General features: G+C 43.3%; 21 protein-coding genes and 1 pseudogene. 13 read left to right on the forward strand and 9 right to left on the reverse strand.

The annotated features are described in order from the left end of the window. Positions 1 to 127: 127 nt before the first annotated feature. Entirely contained in the window at positions 128 to 283 is a 156-nt protein-coding gene (locus AB4209_RS17405) for a hypothetical protein (RefSeq protein ID WP_158008997.1), read from the reverse strand. A gap of 377 nt (positions 284 to 660) precedes the next feature. On the opposite strand from AB4209_RS17405, the gene AB4209_RS17410 reads away from it, so the two are divergent. After that, entirely contained in the window at positions 661 to 1,215 is a 555-nt protein-coding gene (locus AB4209_RS17410; protein WP_372056678.1) for a GTP pyrophosphokinase, read from the forward strand. Between the two features lie 108 nt (positions 1,216 to 1,323). After that, positions 1,324 to 1,617, forward strand: a complete 294-nt coding sequence (locus AB4209_RS17415; protein WP_372056680.1) for a hypothetical protein — start codon at positions 1,324 to 1,326, stop codon at positions 1,615 to 1,617. Between the two features lie 601 nt (positions 1,618 to 2,218). Here AB4209_RS17415 and AB4209_RS17420 read toward each other — a convergent pair. The 4 genes from AB4209_RS17420 to abiEi all read right to left on the reverse strand — a co-directional run bounded on the left by AB4209_RS17420 (position 2,219) and on the right by abiEi (position 5,072). Continuing rightward, positions 2,219 to 2,620: a type II toxin-antitoxin system death-on-curing family toxin gene (locus AB4209_RS17420; RefSeq protein ID WP_367971150.1), complete on the reverse strand. Its 402-nt coding sequence runs from the start codon at positions 2,618 to 2,620 to the stop codon at positions 2,219 to 2,221. Then, the gene (locus AB4209_RS17425; RefSeq protein WP_367971151.1) at positions 2,620 to 2,790 is read right to left on the reverse strand and encodes an acetyltransferase; all 171 of its coding nucleotides are present in this window, start codon (positions 2,788 to 2,790) and stop codon (positions 2,620 to 2,622) included. The genes AB4209_RS17420 and AB4209_RS17425 overlap by 1 nt, the downstream gene beginning before the upstream one ends. 852 nt (positions 2,791 to 3,642) lie before the next feature. Continuing rightward, complete coding sequence (locus tag AB4209_RS17430) at positions 3,643 to 4,533, reverse strand: nucleotidyl transferase AbiEii/AbiGii toxin family protein (protein WP_372056682.1); 891 nt, start codon at positions 4,531 to 4,533, stop codon at positions 3,643 to 3,645. Positions 4,534 to 4,547: 14 nt separating this feature from the next. Continuing rightward, complete coding sequence (gene abiEi, locus AB4209_RS17435; protein ID WP_310736118.1) at positions 4,548 to 5,072, reverse strand: type IV toxin-antitoxin system AbiEi family antitoxin; 525 nt, start codon at positions 5,070 to 5,072, stop codon at positions 4,548 to 4,550. A gap of 425 nt (positions 5,073 to 5,497) precedes the next feature. On the opposite strand from abiEi, the gene AB4209_RS17440 reads away from it, so the two are divergent. The 5 genes and pseudogenes from AB4209_RS17440 (at position 5,498) to AB4209_RS17460 (ending at position 9,781) form a co-directional block, all read left to right on the forward strand. Beyond that, complete coding sequence (locus AB4209_RS17440) at positions 5,498 to 6,706, forward strand: hypothetical protein (protein ID WP_372056684.1); 1,209 nt, start codon at positions 5,498 to 5,500, stop codon at positions 6,704 to 6,706. A gap of 77 nt (positions 6,707 to 6,783) precedes the next feature. Further along, positions 6,784 to 6,888: pseudogene (locus AB4209_RS17445) on the forward strand (type II toxin-antitoxin system YoeB family toxin); the annotation flags it as partial. A gap of 314 nt (positions 6,889 to 7,202) precedes the next feature. After that, positions 7,203 to 8,735 (forward strand): 2,3-bisphosphoglycerate-independent phosphoglycerate mutase, encoded by a 1,533-nt coding sequence (gpmM, locus tag AB4209_RS17450; protein ID WP_017060549.1) that lies wholly within the window; start codon positions 7,203 to 7,205, stop codon positions 8,733 to 8,735. Positions 8,736 to 9,021: 286 nt separating this feature from the next. Then, positions 9,022 to 9,468, forward strand: coding sequence for an HI0074 family nucleotidyltransferase substrate-binding subunit (locus tag AB4209_RS17455; protein WP_017093683.1), 447 nt, complete (start codon positions 9,022 to 9,024; stop codon positions 9,466 to 9,468). After that, complete coding sequence (locus AB4209_RS17460) at positions 9,458 to 9,781, forward strand: nucleotidyltransferase family protein (protein WP_019822029.1); 324 nt, start codon at positions 9,458 to 9,460, stop codon at positions 9,779 to 9,781. The genes AB4209_RS17455 and AB4209_RS17460 overlap by 11 nt, the downstream gene beginning before the upstream one ends. Positions 9,782 to 9,796: 15 nt before the next feature. Here the strand turns inward: AB4209_RS17460 and AB4209_RS17465 are convergent, their stop codons facing one another. Beyond that, a complete protein-coding gene (locus AB4209_RS17465) occupies positions 9,797 to 9,985 on the reverse strand; it encodes a hypothetical protein (protein ID WP_017071100.1) in 189 nt (62 codons plus the stop codon). Positions 9,986 to 10,093: 108 nt separating this feature from the next. Then, positions 10,094 to 10,579, reverse strand: coding sequence for a methylated-DNA--[protein]-cysteine S-methyltransferase (locus AB4209_RS17470; protein ID WP_372056686.1), 486 nt, complete (start codon positions 10,577 to 10,579; stop codon positions 10,094 to 10,096). Between the two features lie 155 nt (positions 10,580 to 10,734). On the opposite strand from AB4209_RS17470, the gene AB4209_RS17475 reads away from it, so the two are divergent. Both AB4209_RS17475 and AB4209_RS17480 read left to right on the forward strand, forming a co-directional pair. Continuing rightward, entirely contained in the window at positions 10,735 to 11,013 is a 279-nt protein-coding gene (locus tag AB4209_RS17475; RefSeq protein ID WP_017067997.1) for a type II toxin-antitoxin system RelE/ParE family toxin, read from the forward strand. Continuing rightward, on the forward strand, positions 11,013 to 11,309 hold the full coding sequence (locus AB4209_RS17480) for a HigA family addiction module antitoxin (RefSeq protein WP_017067998.1): 297 nt from the start codon (positions 11,013 to 11,015) through the stop codon (positions 11,307 to 11,309). Before AB4209_RS17475 ends, AB4209_RS17480 begins: the two co-directional genes overlap by 1 nt. 62 nt (positions 11,310 to 11,371) lie before the next feature. Here AB4209_RS17480 and AB4209_RS17485 read toward each other — a convergent pair whose 3' ends face one another. Beyond that, a complete protein-coding gene (locus tag AB4209_RS17485; RefSeq protein ID WP_017067999.1) occupies positions 11,372 to 12,721 on the reverse strand; it encodes an MATE family efflux transporter in 1,350 nt (449 codons plus the stop codon). Positions 12,722 to 12,938: 217 nt separating this feature from the next. Between AB4209_RS17485 and AB4209_RS17490 the strand changes: the two genes are divergently transcribed. Together AB4209_RS17490 and groL are read left to right on the forward strand one after the other, a co-directional pair. Beyond that, a complete protein-coding gene (locus AB4209_RS17490) occupies positions 12,939 to 13,229 on the forward strand; it encodes a co-chaperone GroES (RefSeq protein ID WP_010433998.1) in 291 nt (96 codons plus the stop codon). A 206-nt stretch (positions 13,230 to 13,435) separates the two neighbouring features. Next, positions 13,436 to 15,082 (forward strand): chaperonin GroEL, encoded by a 1,647-nt coding sequence (gene groL, locus AB4209_RS17495; protein WP_372056688.1) that lies wholly within the window; start codon positions 13,436 to 13,438, stop codon positions 15,080 to 15,082. A 153-nt stretch (positions 15,083 to 15,235) separates the two neighbouring features. Here the strand turns inward: groL and AB4209_RS17500 are convergent, their stop codons facing one another. Continuing rightward, positions 15,236 to 17,656: an ATP-binding protein gene (locus tag AB4209_RS17500; RefSeq protein ID WP_372056690.1), complete on the reverse strand. Its 2,421-nt coding sequence runs from the start codon at positions 17,654 to 17,656 to the stop codon at positions 15,236 to 15,238. Between the two features lie 441 nt (positions 17,657 to 18,097). Here AB4209_RS17500 and AB4209_RS17505 point away from each other — a divergent pair, with 441 nt between their 5' ends. Further along, entirely contained in the window at positions 18,098 to 18,655 is a 558-nt protein-coding gene (locus AB4209_RS17505) for a VC2662 family protein (RefSeq protein WP_017061293.1), read from the forward strand. A gap of 237 nt (positions 18,656 to 18,892) precedes the next feature. After that, entirely contained in the window at positions 18,893 to 20,371 is a 1,479-nt protein-coding gene (locus AB4209_RS17510) for a diguanylate cyclase (protein WP_372056692.1), read from the forward strand. The last annotated feature ends 68 nt before the right edge of the window (positions 20,372 to 20,439 follow it).

A 20,439-nucleotide genomic window follows, 5' to 3' on the forward strand; every position in this document is an offset into this window, starting at 1 on the left:
AAATGTGAACTGGCATCCAGAAAAAGTGAATCGCGTAGCATAGAGCTTAAGCTACCGGCCTGCCGGATGACACGGACAATATGGAAACATAAGAGGTAAAAGACACGCCGAGCTAAGGTGAAGCGTCTCAAGCCAGTACAGTGACTTGATTAAGGTTTATATCGAAGATAACCGCATCCAATACCCAGCGAGTGGAGGCGTTATCTAGGTTCTTTTCACAACAAGCAATAATGTTACCGGCTTTTAAGGTGACGCAGCCTAATAACCGGATCAGTATCATCAAAACTTTACCTCGGACTTTTTCGAACCATGAATTTGCGATAATCTCTGAGTAGCATTCTCAACGACTTGCGCATTATGACAACCGCCCCTCTTTCTTTTTTAGCAACGACCTCATCCTCCCCAAAGCAGAAGAATGCGACCAGACATCTTGCTTATTTGGTCGATATAGGGTGTTTAGAGAGAACCGTTTCGGGAGGTCGGAGTACAAGATATGTACCCAATAAGGCTTAATGTTCATAGGGAGGTGCAGTGTGTTTTTTCTGCAGAGCTTTAGAGGTTCTTTTGTGGCTTTTGCTTCCATTACCACACTTGCTATACTTCCATCTATATTTAATCATGTCAGATTATTCATCAGTCAGTTAAAGCCGTGGAGGTGGGATGAAAGAGCAAGTTAAAAAACTCATTGAAGAGATCAATAGAATTCACAAAGAGTTTTCAGAATCTTGCTTTGATCAGGGGATGTTTGAGCAAGTGAAGCTATCTAGGACAATCTCGAACGTTCCGGCCTCTCATATCTATAAATACCGCTTAGTGCTTCATGAAAGCATCAATGACTATCTCATGACCTCTCATATTGACTTGAAATACTTTTATCGAGTAAAAACAAGAGAAAGTATCGACGATAAAATTACGCGTTATAGTGAGCGCGACAATCAGTATCCGGTGAACAATTGGCTCAATGATATTTTTGGGGCAAGGATTATATTAACCAAGTCCGAGATTGCAGAAGTGATGGAAGAGCTGGATAACTGGCAAGATGAACTTGGTTTGAAAAACTGGTATTTGCGTGATAAGGAAGGCTATAAAGGACTTCACATCTATTTTAAAAATAGAAGTAACTTTTACTTTCCGTGGGAACTTCAAATTTGGGATAAAGAAGATTTGAGGTCGAATGTCGAAAACCATGAGAAGTTTAAGCGAAGCTTTATTTAAGATTTATCACGGCGACATTACAAGAGCCATGTGTTTCGTTGTAAACACTCGATGTTCAAAGCAACTCAATCATGTACAAATAAACAATATTAAGTACGCGAGGGTGCTATGAAAACAAGTACCATTTATGCAGAAAAAGCAGTGTCATCAAGCGAAGCTAGAAAGCACTTTAAAGATTGCTTATCAGGGGAGCCTGTCGTCGTTTTATCGAACAATGAGCCTGCTGGTTATATGATGAGCGCCACTTTTTTTGAAGGACTTATGAAAGCTTTAGAAGGCAAGAATGTTGACTCTGCTTCATGGTTTAGACCAATGAGTGCTCGCTTAGCAGTCATTGCTCACCTGAATGCTCAAGCATTAACAGAACTTGATGAGAATACTTTGGGTGAGTTTCAAGAGTGAGTAGGTCATTAAATATTCGAGTTTTTAAGCATAAGATCTGAATGGATGCACTTACTGAAAGTGAGCTTCTTTCATGTCGATACCAATTTCTCCATTTATGGCTAAACGATTCATGAAGCTTGTAGTGCGTAAGCTATCGATATTGCTGAGAGTATTCTTAAATGCACCTGTTGATGGGGTAAAGAGACATCAACGAGCTTAAGTTTTGGTTTACAGAGGAGGAAAAAACATGAATACGACCATTGAAAAAGTGGAAGGTTTAAGCAGTCAACAGTAGGGATTGCTGTGTTGGTCATGACTCATTGCGGGCGGAAAAAGCATTTTGATTTTCACTCCTGGTTTTGTAGCGATGTCAGAGCGGTGAGTGCTAGGTCATTAAAGGGGATATACTTGTTTGGGTATTGTACCAGTGGTCATCAACCGAGCTTCAACAAACGGATGTATAGCATGCTGATTCCAAGTTTTAATCATCGTTGTAGATGGTTCTTATTATATTGTTGACTGCTAACCGATTCTGATAACTATCCAAGTACAGAAAATTACTTTACTTGTCATTCAGTCTTGATGATGCAGATCAGGTTGCGCAACACCTTAATTCTGTTCAATCAACGAGGTTGTTTTCTTGCGCATATTGAGCATACAAAATATCTGCAAAATCGGTTTCCGAGATACCAGCGAGCACTAGGTCTCGAACGGCATCAGCCAACAACTCGTTATCGCTGGTCAACTCATAGTCGTTTAGAGATAAGTACTCAAGAGCCACCATTAATCCAGTTCGTTTATTTGCATCCGGAAGCGCATGGGCTACCGCAATACTAGCCGTATATTTTGCAGCAATCTCAAAAATATCGTCTAAACCATCATAGACAATAGCATTATCAATCCTACCTAAAGCGCCTTGCAATTTAGGAATATCGACGGCCCCATTCATACCAGGCTCAGTATCGAGTATGAATGTATTGATTTCTATGACTCGCTCGAATGGAAAACAAATAATGTCCATTACATATGAGCCAGTTTTTCAAACGTTTTCCGGTGCGTTCTCAATGCTAATTTGGACTCGGATTTAACAATTTGTTGTCCGTAAATTCCTGATAAATCGAGTTTTTTTGTGGCTTTGATCCTGGGCCTTTCAACCGCGCCCACACCATAAGATTCCATTTTCTTATTCATCGACCTTCACCTCTAAAATAACCATTTAAAATCTATTATACTATTAACCCACCCAAAAAACATAACGTCGTATGAGGTGGCGAGGCAACGCTATGACTGCGCTGTCAACAAAACGCCTTCTAAACTGAACATGCTACCCGTGTCAAGCGAGTACAAGCCATAATCTTGTGATCATCGCTATTACCCTTAACACCTACAACATCTCCCTCTGTCTGGTACAGAGCCAGCAGAAAAACGGTGATCAGTTCACTTTATGATAGTGATCTCCCCATCATCTTGTCACGATTAAGAGCGCTGGTGAGGTATTCGACGCTTTGGCAGTATGCGCACGTGCATCGTACTGGGCGAGATATCAAAATACCCCCTGTTTTAGCCCATATTGGGTGTCACTTCATATCGAATATCAAACGAAAAAGGAACGATGCAAGGGGTGTACTTGGCGCTCTCATTGAGCCCCTTTTTCATGGCGTCGGTACAAGTCGGTTGCCATGGTCACTGCGATGCACACTGTCTCAAAGGGGCCTCAGTCGCCACGATTGTGTCTCAGGGTGAAACGTTAATCTCTGCAAGACTTTGATTTTAATTGGGTTTTCGGGCTGAGTAAAAATGGCGCTAAGGCGCTACGGCCTTGAATTAAAACTTCAAACGGTGAGAATACTGCTGACGGTGGTCTCTCTATGAGTTGTTTTTCATGAGAGCGTTTACCAGCATACGTAAGATTATTTAGCTTTAAGCGTTAACATAGTAATCACAGCAACGGTGCCAAATCTTGAAATTAACAGTGCCATCTATAATATTTAAGACTTTACGGGGTATGCTCATTGCGAAATGAGACAGCAACCTAAGATAAAGCTAAAGGCTCATATCAAATTTATTTGTTGGTGAGCTTGGTTGTGAAACTCTCTTACCCATGCTACTAATCGTTTCTCTCACATAGTCCCAATACTCAGGTACATCAAGCGTTTTTGCTTGCAATGTTTGAGGTACAAATCGACTCATCTCGCTGTTGAAGTCTGCCTTGACTGCATCATTTTCAGTTAGGTTTTTTATTTGCCTGCCCAGCGCAATCAAAAAATCATCGCGCTCTTTGTCGCGGGCCTCTAGTTTGTTGTTGATTAACTGGTTATTGACCTCAATGCCTCTTTGATTTAGCCACACAATATCCCATACATCACGGGGCTTAATTCGCCTTGCCCTGTATGCTAGAGCAATGAATTTATCCGCTAAAATTTCGTCCATTGTTTGACAACGGATCAGCATACCTTCTGTTTGTGTGTCGATTCCGTAGTGATTTATAGGCACTCGATTTGTCAAATCGAAAGAGGGTAAAGCACAAACATCAATGTGCATTTTCTGTCTGGGCAGATCAGCACGGTTTGGTTCTTTCTCGATGCTGATTTTCCACGATGATGTATTCCCTTGCTTGTCTGGGCTAGGTTTATTGACGTATACAGGTATCTCATATTTCTTTTGCAAAAAGCTCTGTATTTCATCCTCAAGCCCATCAAACATCGATGGCTTAAAATCATGACCACCATTAAAGTCTAAGTCTTCAGATAACCGAGAACTGTTGTAGCAAAGGCGTAGTGAGGTACCGCCAATGAAGGTGAGTCTTTGTAGTGCCCCGTGTTCTGTCATGACATGCAAAATATCATGATGAAGTATCTCTTTTTCGATCACTTCAACAACGGGTGCTAACTCAGGGTTACGTTTTAGAATTTCGTCTATTTTTTGTTTTAGCATAGTAGAGAGCCTAGTTAGTGATTTATCATTTGTAGGTTTCGTTTACAGCTTTTTAAATCGGCTAATGCTCGATGAGGCATAGCTCGATACATTTTCACCTCTTCGTCGAAGAATAGGTCATTTTCAAGCTGTGATACTTTGTGCTTAGTATGTGTAAACTCAACCACTCCGTAGCGAGTTTTAAATGTCCCACTTCGCCCCCGAGTCATTAGAGTCAGGCGATCCATAATGATTTGAGATATCTTTCCAGTACGTGATAATTCACTCTCTAAACTTATATAACTTAGGTAGCCAGGCCTTAATTTACGGGCGACTTCATATATTGCAGTTCGGGGATTTGGAGGGGTGATTGTGCTTTCAAAGAGACCATTAGCGATTCGATTAATGGTGCCTTTTTTAACACAGTCGTACAGAAATTTGTTAAAACGGGGTGTTTGTTCGACATTGAGAAGGTAGGCAAGTTCAGCCTTACTGAATACGCCTTTGCCAAATTTACTTGATTCAGCCATCGCTGAAATTAGTTTTTCTACCTTAGTCACTGGTCTACACTAAGTTACTTAATATGTAATTTAGTGTAGACCATATTGTGGATAAAAGAAATGGTGGTATCCATCAGAAAAAATACAGGACATATATTTGACAAGGAAACTTGGTTATTGGAGGCGGCTGCCATTTTTCAATACAAATTATCCATGCTTGTTACAACTTGCTCGGCCTGCCCCTGAGGAGCGGGGTTGCGCAAGCGGATGCTCAATATCGCATGTTCAGCTGGCTGTACAAGTAGAGTAGTGAAGACTATTCTTGTTCCGTTAAATGTACATGTAGAGGCTTACGTAAGACTCGATATTTCGAACTATAGCCGACGAATCAAGAAGCATCGCCTGATAAGGCGGTGAGAAGTCACCCTCTGATGAATTACGCAACAAAGCCTCTACTTTTTCGAACCATGAATACGCGATAGAATATGGCCATCACTCTCAACGACTCGCGAATTATGACAACCGCCCCTCTTTCTTTTTTAGCAACGACCTCATCCACCCCAAAGCAGAAGAATAAGCTTAACCAGCTATGGGAGGAAGTAGGAAAAAAACAAAGGCGTATCGAACGTTATCAAGCCAAGCTGGATGATTTTTATCATGACTTCAAAGCATCGACTGAAAAGCAAGAGCAGGCAGTGTGCCGAGCGGCTGAGAAATGGATCCATCATCTGCTGACTTTTATCCCGCGCAAAACGATTAAAGGGCCGCAACGTGAAGCTCTGTACGATTGGATACAAGAAGAGTTGAGCATTTTAGAATCAAATCCCTTTAATCCTGTGGACTCGAGGGTGTTACGTGAGGCGTTCAATCAAGCGCTTTTGGCGTTACCATCGAACCAAGCGGAAGACATCTTGATAACGGAAGAGCAAATGGAGGCGTTTCGCGAAGAGATATCCATGATGCTGGGTTACGAGCTTGATGTCAGCGATGATGAATTAATGGCCATGATCAAGGATCCTCAAAAGTTTCACGACTATCTGCAAAGCGTGATGGCTGAAGAAATGGAAGAGGAACATGTTGAAGAGGATGACATCGATTGGGGAGGTGAGGATTATTTTTCTCAAACCGATGACCAAGCACACTTCGAAGTGTCGCATCCTCAAGAGAGCGACGCGCTTTACAGCGATAAACAGATAAGCAAGTTGTATCGCCAACTGGCTAAGCAATTACATCCAGACAAAGAAACGGACGAAGAGAAGAAGTCAGAGAAAAGCGCATTAATGCAGCAGCTATCACAAGCGAAGAAAGACAAAGATGTGGTGGCCTTGTTTATGCTGGCTCAGCAATACCTCCCTGAGCATGAGATGGTGATGGATGAAGGGATGCTTGAACGCTTAAAGATCACGCTGACTGAAAAAATTGAGCAATTAAATATTGATTATCAAGAGCTTAAGCATGGTGGTGATATCAAAAGTATCATTTGGCAACGGTTTGGTGGGGGTAATAAGGCGTCACGACAGAAAGGGTTACGAGAGTACCGTGATAATTTGCACAAAGAAGCGCAAGATCTCCTGGCTGAATGCCAAGAGGTCAAAACGGTTAAGCAGTTACAGTTGCGTTTAAAGCAGCGTATTGAGGCGTCTCGCTTTAACAATCCGTTTTTTCAAATAGATCCGTCTGAGTTGTTTTCCTGATTGTGCTTGAAGTGGGTAACTAAAGGATAGTATTAGACGGATAAAGTAAAAAGGCCTACAAATAAGTAGGCTCTTTATCTTTAGTTGGCTTTTTGTCTCGCCGTATTGACGATACAAATAGGCTTTTTTATGCAATCGATGAGCAAGCAACAACAATAATTTCATGTCGTTACCACGACTAAAAGCGGCGCCAATTACATGAGTAGAAAAGACTGTCACCACCCGCTTGGACGAGGGGGGGGGCGAAGCGGGTTTTCCTTTGGATAACCACACCTCAAAGATATCGCTCGACTTCATTGTTCATTCAGAGAATAACGGCTTGCTCGATAGTCATGTCGGCGAAACGTTGTTCATCAAATGACACTTTTTTTCACAACCGATCCTACTACCTGCCACCTTTCTTGATCTTCCACTACAGTTTTGACTGTAAACTGTAGTAAAATTACGCTAATTTGTTTTAATACCGATTTATTTTGAATTGAACGAGGTCAGTCCTATGTCAGCTAAGAAGCCAATGGCTCTAGTGATCCTTGACGGTTACGGTTACCGTGAAGACAACCAAGACAACGCTATCGCGAACGCTAAAACACCAGTATTAGACGGTCTTATTGCTAACCAACCTAACACGCTAATCTCGGCTTCTGGCTTAGATGTAGGCCTACCTGATGGCCAAATGGGTAACTCTGAAGTGGGTCACACCAACATTGGTGCGGGTCGCGTGGTATACCAAGATCTTACTCGTATTACTAAGTCAATTTCAGATGGTGAGTTCGGCCAAACTGAAACGCTAGTGAACGCTATCGATAAAGCGGTGAAAGCTGAGAAAGCGGTTCACATCATGGGCCTTATGTCTCCAGGTGGCGTTCACTCTCATGAAGATCACATCTACGCAGCTGTTGAAATGGCAGCAGAACGTGGCGCAGAGAAAATCTACCTACACGCATTCCTAGACGGCCGTGATACGCCGCCACGTAGCGCAGAAAACACACTGGCACGTTTCCAAGAACTGTTCGCTAAGCTAGGCAAAGGCCGTGTGGCTTCGCTTATTGGTCGTTACTACGCAATGGACCGTGATAACAACTGGGATCGCGTTCAAGAGTCTTACGACCTGCTGACTCAAGCAAAAGCAGAATTCACGTTTGATACAGCGGTTGCTGGCCTAGAAGCGGCTTACGCTCGTGATGAAAACGATGAGTTTGTAAAAGCGACTGAAATCAAAGCAGAAGGCGAAGAGTCTGCCGCTATCGTAGATGGCGATGCAGTTATCTTCATGAACTACCGTGCTGACCGTGCTCGTGAAATTACACGTGCATTCGTTCCTGATTTCGATGGTTTTGCTCGTAACGTATTCCCAGCGATCGATTTCGTGATGCTGACTCAATACGCAGCAGACATCCCGCTTCTATGTGCATTCCCACCGGCTTCTCTAGAGAACACTTACGGTGAATGGCTATCGAAGGAAGGTAAAACGCAGCTACGTATCTCTGAAACAGAGAAATACGCGCACGTTACTTTCTTCTTCAATGGCGGTATCGAAGACGAGTTCGAAGGTGAAGAGCGTCAACTTGTTGCTTCTCCAAAAGTAGCAACTTACGACCTACAGCCAGAAATGAGCGCACCAGAGCTAACTGAAAAGCTTGTTGCCGCAATCAAAGGCGGCAAATACGACGCTATCGTTTGTAACTTCCCTAACTGTGACATGGTTGGCCACACTGGCGTTTACGATGCAGCAGTTAAAGCGGTAGAGTCGCTAGACGAATGTCTTGGTAAAGTGGTTGAAGCAATCAAAGAAGCGGACGGCCAACTGCTAATCACAGCTGACCACGGTAACGCGGAAATGATGGTAAACCCAGAAACGGGCGGCATCCACACTGCACACACTAACCTACCAGTGCCACTTATCTACGTAGGTAACAAAGACGTTGAGTTCAAAGAGGGCGGTAAGCTGTCTGACCTTGCACCAACGATGCTTTCTTTGTCTGGTATCGCAATCCCTGCTGAGATGTCAGGCGATGTGATCGTTAAGTAATCACTTAACTTTCATCGAATACTAGAACGGCTACGCGTGAGTGTGGCCGTTTTTTTGTATCTGGAATTTGAGTATAGATGCGGGATGCGAGTAAACGGGATACGAAGAGCTTAAGGGCAGGAATTGGGTAAGAAAAACATGCAGGGGAGAACAGAAGGGCACGACCTTAAACAAAAGACGAAAAGAACAGTCTTGATGAATATCGAAAGAGTGACATTGCTTGAATGATTAGGTAGCTTAAGGCTCATACTATACTTGTCTTTTACCTTATATTTAGGCTGTTTATATGAACTCAAACCCAGACCGTTGGAAGCAACGACTGCAAAACTTAATGAAAGCGCAGCAAAGGCTTGAGAGAGCGTGCTCACAAGATAGCTACAATGAGTTAGAGCTCGCTGGGTTAGTACAAACTTTTGAATTTTCTTTCGAACTGACATGGAAGACCCTTAAAGACTTACTTGAGTTTGAAGGGTTTGATGTGGCTTCGCCGAGGAGCGTTTTTCGTACGGCCTTAGAAGCTAAGCACCTGTCTTCGGAGCAGTGTGAGATTATGCTTGAAGCACTCATAAAACGAAATTTATTGTCCCACACCTATGATGAGGAAAATGTCCTTGAAGCTCAGTCACTGATCTTAGAGTCATTTTCACCAGTGATAGGGCAAGTCACACTCTATTTAAAGCTTAAATGTGATCAAGAGGGTCAATGCGAACAAGAGGTTAAATGTGATCGATAGTTATTTGGTTAAACCAGACTCGGTCGGCCTTAAGCCTCATCAGTATCAGCTGATTGAGGATATTGTTTTGAACCATGTCTCAGTCATTCATGCCTGGGTATTCGGTTCTAGAGCCCTTGGAACTTATAAAGATAACTCCGACATCGATATTGTTATCGAGGGGCATGGGATTTCGTTAAGTGTCGTCGCAGGCTTGCAAGATCGTTTAGAACAGTCGTCGCTTCCATTCAAGGTTGACTTGCTCGTTAAGCATAGAATTACATCAAGCGAGTTACTTGCCCATATTGACACTTATGGGATTAAACTAAAGTAACCGAACGTATTATTATCAGCGTAACGGTGATGTTGATTCTTGAACCGATTGTTTACGTTTTGCCAGTTTATCTCGAATCTGAGTACCTGAATTGACTCGGCCATGTTTTTTATCATCAATAGAAAACGATAATAGTTTCATTAGCGCTATAGCTCCATCTCTACGCTTTCGATCTTCATAAGATTCAATCGTATCAGTGGACATTACCATCACCTCTTTGTATGAAATTTTAAATATAGACTATATGTTGTCTGGTGATAATGGCGCTTCTTGATGGTGAAACTTTATATTATTGATCTAGCGAGGTAAGGCTTATTGCGTTCTATCTACAACCGAACGCTCAAAATCCAGTAACCACTCTTTGCGGTTCATGCCGCCGGTGTAGCCGGTTAATGTGCCATTTGCGCCGATGACTCGATGGCAAGGTACAACAATACTAAATGGGTTCTTGCCATTTGCACCACCCACAGCTCTTACGGCTTTTGGGTTGTCCATTCTCTTTGCTTGTTCACCGTAACTGATGGTTTCGCCATAAGGAATGGTTGTTAAAGCCTGCCAAGCTACTTTTTGAAAGTCAGTGCCTTTTATCGCTCTTAATGGCAAATCGAATTCTGTTCGTTGACCTGCGAAATACTCATCTAACTGTTTCGTCGCCAGTTGGCAAAGCTCATCTGGATTGCTAGTCATTAGCTCTTCGTGATTTACATGGTCAATTTCAATAAGCGACACACCATTACTCACAATGATCATCTTGCCAATCGGTGCGTCATAGAACATTTTGTAAGTGGTGTCTTCCATGTCATCTTCCTTCTTTTAGTCTTTTTCTGCTCTCAAGCTCTTCGAATCTCGTATCTGTTTTTGAGGCTCTTCGCATCCCGTTTACCCGAATCTCGCATCTGCTCTTAAGCTGCTTGAAATTTGATTCATGATGCGCAACACGCTACACTCTCTGTATGATTAAAACATTCAAGCATAAAGGTCTCAAAAAGTTTTTTGAGACTGGCAGTAAAGCCGGTATTCAAGCTAAGCATGAGCGTAAGCTTAGGATGCAGTTGGCAGCTATAGATACTGCAACCATTATTGATGATGTTGATCTACCTGGCTTTAAGCTTCACCCATTAAAAGGGGATAGAGATGGTATTTGGTCAATCACAGTAAATGGTAATTGGCGTATTACTTTCGAATTTATTGATGGTAATGCCTATATTTTAAATTATGAGGATTATCACTAATGAGTATGCACAACCCTCCTCACCCAGGTGAGTTTATTTATGACCTATATATGGAACCGTTTGGTTATAGCTGTCGTTTTGTTGCAAAGCAGCTTGATGTATCCCCTTCTACGCTGAATCGTGTTCTTAAAGGCCAAAGTGCAGTTTCTCCTGAAATGGCTTTACGTCTTTCTAAGTCACTGGGTAGAACCCCGGAGAGTTGGTTAACAATGCAGGATCACTATGATCTGTGGCAAGCAAAACAGAACGTTAATCTAGCGAAGGTAAATACGATCAACTTTGCTCTAGCGACATAAATATAACGAAGATGGACTAAGCGCTGCGTAGTCAGCGTTTGTCTTTCAGTTTTTGGTTTGTACTATCCCTCTTCGTATCCCGCATCTGCTTTAGCCCTCACACGAAGTGCAAAGCAATACCCTGAAATACCACCCATGATGTTCCCCAAGGCTAAACCAATAAACAACCCTTCGACACCATCAATTTGGCTGCCTATCCACGCAAAGGGCAAGGTAAACACAAACAAACGCATGAAGCTCCATTGAAAGGCTTTGAGTGGTTGATGCATGGCATTCATTCCACTGATCAGCATCATCACAATACCTTGGAATCCATAGCTAAAGGGGACGACCAACAAGTAATGCCACAAAATGCCTCGTACGGATTCTTCTTGAGAGAACAGGGCAGCTAAGGGGATGCTCAACGGCACCATCATTAAGAAAATCAAACCTTGGAACATCACAGCAAAACGCATACTGAGAAACAATGCCTTAAAGCTGCGTTGAGAGTTGTTTGCGCCAAAGTTCTGCGCCATGAAAGGCGTAAGGGCTGAAGTCAGAGACATCAACACAATGATAAGAATGGATTCAATACGCTGAGCAGCACCATAAGCAGCAACGGCTTCGGTTCCCTGTTTGGCCAACATCATCATTATGATGGCACCCGCTAATGGATTGAGCGCATTGGACAGTGCCGCAGGAGTGCCGATAGTCAGTATTTGATACCAATCGCTAAGGATGTTTTTGATATTCGGTAAAGCCAGAAGCTTTTCTCGTTTAATCAAGATGTACAGCGAGCAACACAAAGCGCCAAACCAACTGAAACCACTTGCAATTGCAGCACCTTGAATCCCTAGTTCAGGGAAGGGGCCGTATCCAAAAATAAGCAAAGGGTCGAGAACGCCGTTGATTAACCCTGCCAGCATCATGATTTTAGCAGGCGTTTTGGTATCGCCACTGGCACGAATAGCGCTGTTGCCTGCCATTGGGATCACTAATAGGGGAATGGTGATATACCAGATCAGCATGTACTCAGAGATCAGAGGCAGTAACTCCGCTTCGGCACCCAATAAAGTAAATAAGGGGTCGAGTGAGATAATGCCAACAGCGGAAGCGCAGCAGACCAGAAGTAGCGCGAGTAATAATCCATGGCAGGTAAAGCGTGCTGCATTTTGTGCGCTGCCTTGGCCAAGCAATCGACCGATACATGTCGATAAGCCAATACCAATCCCCATGGTGATGCAGTTGATGGCAAAGGTGACTGGAAAGGTAAAGCTCACTGCTGCAAGTGCTTGTGTGCCGAGCAGTGAGATAAAGAAGGTATCGACCAAGTTAAACATCAAGATCGCCACCATACCGAATATGGTCGGTATGGTCATGGTACGCAATGTACTCTCAATTGGGGCCGTTAATAGCCCGTGCTTATCTTGCATGCAAAACGCCGATAGAAACCAAAAGCGTAGGATAAACAGATGCGGGATACGAGTAAACGAAAAGCAGGGAAAGATGAGGGGTGAGAATCTGCACTTTAGCTCACAATTTTTTCGTTCCCCCCTTGGGATCTTTCACATCGCCCCAACATATTGTTTGACCCACGCTAATCGTGGCAACTATCAAAATTTAAATGGAAATTATCAGGAGATAAGACCGATGAATATCCGTCCTCTACATGACCGAGTTATCGTTGAGCGCCAAGAAGTTGAATCTAAATCTGCTGGTGGCATCGTTCTAACTGGTTCTGCCGCAGAAAAATCGACTCGCGGTATCATTCTAGCTGTCGGCAAAGGCCGCATTCTAGAAAACGGTTCAGTGCAACCGTTGGACGTAAAAGTTGGCGATACCGTTATCTTTGCTGAAGGTTACGGCACGAAAACTGAAAAAATCGACGGCAAAGAAGTTCTGATTATGTCTGAAAACGACATCATGGCGATCGTCGAGTAATCTATTTTTCATTTAACTCTCAGTAAAAGTTATCAGAGCCAGTATTGGATGATTCATATCGTCATTCCAGAAATGAGGAACGAATTATCTGGAATCTAAACAGAGTGCGATTTGAGTAGATTCTGAATCACGTTCGTCCCTCACTGTTCAGAATGACGCGATAACGCTGAGACGCCCCGAAACAAAGAATTTGAAAGGAAATTAAGATGGCTGCTAAAGACGTTAAATTTGGTAATGACGCACGTATTAAAATGCTAGAAGGTGTAAACGTTCTGGCTGACGCAGTAAAAGTAACACTAGGTCCTAAAGGCCGTAACGTTGTTTTAGACAAATCATTTGGCGCACCGACTATCACTAAAGATGGTGTTTCAGTTGCACGTGAAATCGAACTTGAAGACAAGTTCCAAAACATGGGCGCGCAAATGGTTAAAGAAGTGGCTTCGCAAGCGAATGACGCGGCGGGCGACGGTACGACTACAGCAACAGTTCTTGCTCAAGCAATCATCACTGAAGGCTTAAAAGCCGTTGCTGCTGGCATGAATCCAATGGATCTTAAGCGCGGTATCGACAAAGCAGTTATCGCTGCAGTTGAAGAGCTAAAAGGCCTTTCTGTTCCATGTGCAGATACAAAAGCTATCGCGCAAGTAGGTACTATCTCTGCGAACTCTGATTCGACAGTAGGTAACATCATTGCTGAAGCGATGGAAAAAGTAGGTCGTGATGGCGTTATCACAGTTGAAGAAGGTCAGGCTCTACAAGACGAGCTAGACGTAGTTGAAGGTATGCAGTTCGATCGCGGTTACCTATCTCCTTACTTCATCAACAACCAAGAAGCAGGTTCTGTTGATCTAGAAAGCCCATTCATTCTTCTTATCGACAAGAAAGTTTCGAACATCCGTGAACTTCTTCCGACTCTAGAAGCAGTTGCTAAGGCATCTCGTCCACTTCTTATCATCGCTGAAGATGTAGAAGGCGAAGCGCTTGCAACTCTAGTTGTGAACAACATGCGTGGCATCGTTAAAGTGGCTGCTGTTAAAGCGCCTGGTTTCGGTGACCGTCGTAAGTCTATGCTGCAAGACATCGCTATCCTAACTGGCGGTACGGTTATCTCTGAAGAGATCGGCCTAGACCTAGAGAAAGTAACGCTAGAAGACCTAGGTCAAGCTAAGCGTGTAACTATCACTAAAGAAAACTCAACCATCATCGATGGCGCGGGCGAAGAAACAATGATCCAAGGTCGTGTTTCTCAAATCCGTCAACAAATCGAAGATGCAACGTCTGACTACGACAAAGAGAAACTTCAAGAGCGCGTAGCTAAGCTAGCTGGCGGTGTTGCAGTAATCAAAGTAGGCGCTGCAACTGAAGTTGAGATGAAAGAGAAGAAAGACCGCGTTGAAGATGCACTTCACGCAACTCGCGCTGCCGTTGAAGAGGGTGTGGTTGCTGGTGGTGGTGTTGCACTTATCCGCGCTGCATCTAAAGTTGCTGGCCTTGAAGGCGACAACGAAGAGCAAAACGTCGGTATCCGTGTTGCACTACGTGCAATGGAAGCGCCTATCCGTCAAATCACGAAGAACGCAGGTGATGAAGAATCTGTTGTTGCTAACAACGTTCGTACTGGCGAAGGTAACTACGGTTACAACGCGGCGACTGGCGAATACGGCGACATGATTGCAATGGGTATCCTAGATCCAACTAAGGTAACTCGCTCTGCACTTCAGTTCGCAGCGTCAGTTGCTGGTCTTATGATCACAACAGAAGCGATGATCACTGATAAGCCACAAGATTCAGCTCCTGCAATGCCTGATATGGGTGGCATGGGCGGTATGGGTGGCATGGGCGGCATGATGTAATCATCCCCCTTTCTCTATAGCAGAGAAAGTCACACATAAGCTTTAGAAAACGGAGACTTCGGTCTCCGTTTTTTTGCTCTTAAGCCTTATTTATTCGCATCCCGTATCTGTATTTCAGCTTCACCATCACTCTTTTTTTCCAAAGCTCCTTGGTCAGCCTGCCTTGTGCGTAAACTGTTGTTCATCAATTTTTTGCAGCATCATGTCACGCTTAAATGGTTTTGGAAGATAATCGTTCATTCCACACTCGAAGCAACGTTTAATATCATCATCGAGCACGGATGCCGTTAAAGCGAGGATATGTGTTGCCTGAAGTTGCAGGTTTTCTTCATAGCGCCTGATTCGCTCTGTTGCCTCAAAGCCATCTACATTCGGCATCATGCAGTCCATCAAAACAAGGCCGATGTCTTGATGATGCTCTCGATATAAATCAATCGCTTCTTGTCCATCATTGGCAATCCAATATTCAATCCCTAACTTATCTAAATTGATACATACCACCTTCTGGTTTACGCGGTTATCTTCAACTACGAGGACTTTTTGACGTACAGTCGCTTCTATCGGCTCTGGTTGATGTTGAGGGGGTTGTGGCTGTGACCTTTCAAGCACGGAGTTCAACATGCTACTTAAGCGGGAACCGAGCATAGGAAGAGTCACATAGCCTGAGATAAAATGACACTCACTCATAGGATCACTAAGATTATCTTTCACTATGATGATTTTCACCTCTGGTGCTAAGCGATGCAGTGTTTTGGCTTGGTTAATATCTTCCATCAAAGCGATCTCTGGGAGGTCAGTTGCCGCCAAGTTTGTTTCGATTGATTTTAGTTGTGGTGAGTAACCAAGGCGGAACAAGTCATCGAGTAAAAGTTTCGATGGCGCATCTGAATAATAGACAACGGTTTGTTTACGATTTTTATGTTCAGAATGATCTGATGGCACTACGGTTAATTGGAAATGAAAGCAACTGCCCACGTCTTTCTCTGACTCAACGCTTATCGAGCCTCCCATCATTTCCACCATACGTGACGAAATACTAAGCCCTAATCCGGTCCCCGCAATATTGGAGGTGATGTTGGTATCTTCTTGGCAAAACGCTTTGAAAATGTGCTCTTGTTGGTCTGCTGCGATACCAATACCTGTATCTCGAACAGAAAACTCGACCACACACTCTGTTTCCAATGATGGAAGCCGTTTAGCGGTGAATACGATAGAGCCTTGTTCTGTAAATTTGATCGCATTTGAGGCTAAATTCATCAACACTTGGCGAATCTTATTCCCATCAACATGAATGTACTCTGGGAGCTCGCCATCAATTTCAACTTCCAACTTAATCTGCTTTTGATAAGCTTTAGAAGAAATCAGAGTCACGCTATCAAACAGCAGCTCTCTTAAGTCTGTCGTATGTGGATTAATTTCCAGTTTACCCGATTCAATTTTGGACAGATCGAGAACATCGTTGATCAACATAAGTAAGGTTTGAGAAGAGGTATAGATAGTCCCAAGGCAGTCTTTCTGTTCTGCGGATAGTTTGGTTTCTGCCAGTATTTCTGACATACCAATCACGCCATTAAGCGGTGTCCGTATCTCATGAGACATATTGGCAAGAAAGGCACTTTTTGCACGGTTTGCTTGTCGTGCTTTCTCTTGTGAAACAATCAATTGAGTTTCAAGTTGACTGGCACGCCACACAACATAAAGCAGCACCAGTAACGTCACCCCTCCTAATGCGGCTGTCGATAAGTAGCTGTACGACTTTATCTGCGTCAGGCTCTCTGCGATCTGCTTGGGTGTTTCGGTGAAAAGTAAGTTGAGCTCATCTTCAACATGATAAATACTGCTGGTGAGTTCTCCTTTGAGGCCGCTATCAGAGCTGTACCCGACACTCTTTAACCCTCGCTGCAATCGCCAAAAGTGGCGTTTAAAATTATTAAACGAAGCTAATGCACTGATCGTTCGGGAATTCTGTTCTATTTCATCTTGGATTTTGAACAATGAATCGACAATCTTATCTAATGTTGTCTGATCAAAATCGGTAAAGAACTGATACATGAGATCTTGTGTTTCTAAAGTCAATTCTTCAAGCTGCACATTATTGGATTCATGTACGAAGCGCTCAAGTGTCAACGCTGCATTTTTTAGTTTCTCAATGAGCCCAATTTGGTCCCTCTTGCCATGTATGCTGACTAACTCAAGGGCTAATAATGTAAAGGCGGTGTGGTACTCGTCGAGATACTCGACAACTTTGGCATAATTAAAAGAAATATTGAGGTCGCTTCGTACGATTTTCCCATCGATCTCAGCCAGCTTTTCGATCAGCTGACTTCGCTTTATATTGAGTTGTTCTTGAATCTCTGGTTGCCTTGTGGAAACAAACTGCTGCTCTTGTCGTCTGACAGAGAGCATAACGCTATAAGCTTCAGAAAGACTGAGCTGGAGATTAATCATGTCCTGCTCTTTGTTCTTCAGAGCATGGCTAACATAGATATAGAGGCCTAAAAATAACACGATAGCCAAAAAACCACGCGAAATAATCGCTTTAATGGTCTGTTTATTCGTAGGTTCCTTAATCATGCTATTCCCACTGTTTCATATCGTTCTATTCCTATATTAGAATTTAGTTTATTTTCAGAATTTTACGAACATTAGTTTTTGAATACCTGAGGTCTGTTGAGCTTTTATCAATAAATTTTTTAGGATGACATCGCTTTAGATGCGGCAATAAGTGTGTGGGCTATAAGCTTGTGAAACATGTTGATTTTCTCGCCTAGAATTTTGTTTGGAATAATAAGCGTTAGAGCGGAGGTTTCGGTCTCTGTTTTTTTTGCTTTTCGCATCTCGTTCACTCGAATCCCGCATCTGCTCTTAACCATTGCTCTTTATGATTTAGCGGCTTATATTCAACAGTACAGTTATTACATTGATTTAACATGGGTAGCTGTTGAATAAAGGACAATAAATGCTTGATTAAAAATGGATTAATCAAGTTAACAATAAGTCAGTGGAGACTCCCCAATGAAAAAACTACTTTCAGTACTTGCTGTGTCTGCAGCAGTAATGGCACCGGCGGCATTTGCCTCTTCGCCTGTTATGTTTTCAACGATCAATGGCTTCAACGCACCTGACTCAGATGCTGTTGGCGGTGTGCGCTTGGCTTTACTTCACGGACAAGTGAACGACCTTAAAGGTCTTGATCTTGCTGTTGTTGGTATGTCTGAGACGCAAACGACCACAGGTGTGAACCTGGGTATTTTGGGTGCATCAAAAGTGAACCAAGAAATGACCGGTGCATCTCTAGGTTTCTTCAACTGGAACACGGGTAAAACAACGGGTGTTAACCTTGGTGCTGTGAACATTACTAATGATGTGAAAGGCGCGAACGTGAGTTTCGTCAACTACTCAGAAGGTAACACTATGGTTGATGTTGGCGCTGCGAACCTTTCAGAAGTGTCTACGGTTCAGGTTGGTATCTTCAACAAAACCAACAAAATCGAAGGCGTACAAGTTGGTCTGATCAACTGTGCTGACAACGGTTTCTTCCCGTGCTTCCCGATTGTAAACTTTGCTAAATAACGCTGTCGTTTAGCCTTTGGTTCTCCCATTGGCGAGCAACGTTCAGTTAGTGCATTAGCTTTTAAGCGCTAAGCCTATCAACGCCTAAACCCTTGTTTGGGCGTTATTACATTCAATTCTACTTCCACGATAAACTTCTCAAATTACCCAATAAGCATGTTGTTTTATATTTGTTGTTGCGATGTTTTAATTTATAGGTACAATGTGCGATAAATTCCCAATGATGATTTATATGCTTTGATTAACCACCATACCGTCGATTTTAAAAAGGCTTTCTTAGGCCTGACCGCCAGTTTTTTAGTAGTTTTGAGCTTGTTGCTCGTTGATTCAGCGGAAGAATCAGATAAACAGTATGGAATGGAGAACCAAGGCGTAACACGCTCTTTAGCGGAGCTCACACAGATCATCAATGCGCTTGAGTACAACATCACTGCGCTTTATCCACTGCATGGGGATACCTACGTATTCTCGCATGACAAAAAGATCGAGGGTGAGACGTGTTACTTCACCAGTGAGGAGCAACATGCCCCTCGTTTTGATTTTATGTTCTCTGGCCCTCGCGAGATGTGCAACCCGGAATCGGACCTTTATACCGAAGCGGGCAAGCGCCTGTTCATCGCGCCGACCATGGCTTATTTTGCCAATACCATTGATACCATCTCTGCGATTTATTTCATTTCAAAAGAGAAATTCATTATCTCTTCGCCTTCTGATTTTGCCAGTTACATTAAGGGCGACACCTTTGATTCGGTTGTGAATAGCAGGCCTTATTGGGTGAACACGATTCGCTTTGGCTTAGCTCAAGGGCAAGACCAAGTGGTGTATACCGGCCAATATGATGACTACCTGACAGGTCAGAAAGTGGTGACCTTAACCAAAGGAATCTACGTTAATGGTGAGTTTAAAGGGGTGTTGGGTGTCGATGGTTATGTCTCGAACCTAGTATCGAACCCTACCCATGGCTATAAAGTCACCAGTACTCGAGGCGCAAACAAATACGGGTTTATGGATTTTACGTATTCCAAGCCTCTGTATGTTGATGACATTGACACCCAGTTATATCTGAGTATTGAAGAAGATAAGAGCGAGCACTTTCTGCATGTATTGGAGATGGAGAAGATTCAGCTTTCGATACTGTTGGTTTTGTATCTGCTCTCAGTTTTATGGCTATGGCGCTTCTATACAAGACAAGAGCACCAGCGTTTAAATGAGCTAGCAATGCGCGACCCATTAACGGGCTTGCTGAATCGACGTGGTTTTGAGGCTCGATTACTGGCGCAAGATGAGGAGCCGATTATTGGTGTTGGCGTGTTTGATATCGATGATTTCAAAGTCGTTAATGATCAGCATGGCTATAAAGTGGGGGACGAGGTGATTTGCCATGTTGCTCGGTTGATGCTGAACAGCGTTAGACAGCAAGATATCGTGGCTCGATTTGGTGGCGAAGAGTTTGTTGTCGCGATTACGGGTGAATCGTCTGAGTTGCTTTCATCGATCTTTGAGCGAATTCAAAACGACATTAGCCTACAGAGTTATCGATGCCCTACGGGTGACAAGATTAGTATCTCAGTGTCTGGTGGCGCGACGCTTTACTCTTTGTATAAGTTCGACAGCGTAGGGCACTTGTGGGAAAACCAGAGTATTCGTTCGTCTGATGAGCAGCTCTATAAGGCAAAGGCTGCGGGTAAGAATCAGGTGTGTATTCAAGTGTATTAAGTTCTCCCAAAATAATGCGAAGCCTAGTCGTTTGACTAGGCTTCTTTGTATCATTGGCATTACCACTA

Source organism: Vibrio sp. 10N.286.48.C11, from assembly GCF_041469805.1.
Lineage (GTDB): Bacteria > Pseudomonadota > Gammaproteobacteria > Enterobacterales > Vibrionaceae > Vibrio > Vibrio crassostreae_C.

Coding starts and splice junctions, on each gene's coding strand:
- AB4209_RS17410 (WP_372056678.1), top strand. CDS start 661: ATGAAAGAGCAAGTTAAAAAACTCATTGAAGAGATCAATAGAATTCAC.
- AB4209_RS17415 (WP_372056680.1), top strand. CDS start 1,324: ATGAAAACAAGTACCATTTATGCAGAAAAAGCAGTGTCATCAAGCGAA.
- AB4209_RS17420 (WP_367971150.1), bottom strand. CDS start 2,620: ATGGACATTATTTGTTTTCCATTCGAGCGAGTCATAGAAATCAATACA.
- AB4209_RS17425 (WP_367971151.1), bottom strand. CDS start 2,790: ATGAATAAGAAAATGGAATCTTATGGTGTGGGCGCGGTTGAAAGGCCC.
- AB4209_RS17430 (WP_372056682.1), bottom strand. CDS start 4,533: ATGCTAAAACAAAAAATAGACGAAATTCTAAAACGTAACCCTGAGTTA.
- AB4209_RS17440 (WP_372056684.1), top strand. CDS start 5,498: ATGGCCATCACTCTCAACGACTCGCGAATTATGACAACCGCCCCTCTT.
- gpmM (WP_017060549.1), top strand. CDS start 7,203: ATGTCAGCTAAGAAGCCAATGGCTCTAGTGATCCTTGACGGTTACGGT.
- AB4209_RS17455 (WP_017093683.1), top strand. CDS start 9,022: ATGAACTCAAACCCAGACCGTTGGAAGCAACGACTGCAAAACTTAATG.
- AB4209_RS17465 (WP_017071100.1), bottom strand. CDS start 9,985: ATGTCCACTGATACGATTGAATCTTATGAAGATCGAAAGCGTAGAGAT.
- AB4209_RS17470 (WP_372056686.1), bottom strand. CDS start 10,579: ATGGAAGACACCACTTACAAAATGTTCTATGACGCACCGATTGGCAAG.
- AB4209_RS17475 (WP_017067997.1), top strand. CDS start 10,735: ATGATTAAAACATTCAAGCATAAAGGTCTCAAAAAGTTTTTTGAGACT.
- AB4209_RS17480 (WP_017067998.1), top strand. CDS start 11,013: ATGAGTATGCACAACCCTCCTCACCCAGGTGAGTTTATTTATGACCTA.
- AB4209_RS17485 (WP_017067999.1), bottom strand. CDS start 12,721: ATGCAAGATAAGCACGGGCTATTAACGGCCCCAATTGAGAGTACATTG.
- AB4209_RS17490 (WP_010433998.1), top strand. CDS start 12,939: ATGAATATCCGTCCTCTACATGACCGAGTTATCGTTGAGCGCCAAGAA.
- groL (WP_372056688.1), top strand. CDS start 13,436: ATGGCTGCTAAAGACGTTAAATTTGGTAATGACGCACGTATTAAAATG.
- AB4209_RS17500 (WP_372056690.1), bottom strand. CDS start 17,656: ATGATTAAGGAACCTACGAATAAACAGACCATTAAAGCGATTATTTCG.
- AB4209_RS17505 (WP_017061293.1), top strand. CDS start 18,098: ATGAAAAAACTACTTTCAGTACTTGCTGTGTCTGCAGCAGTAATGGCA.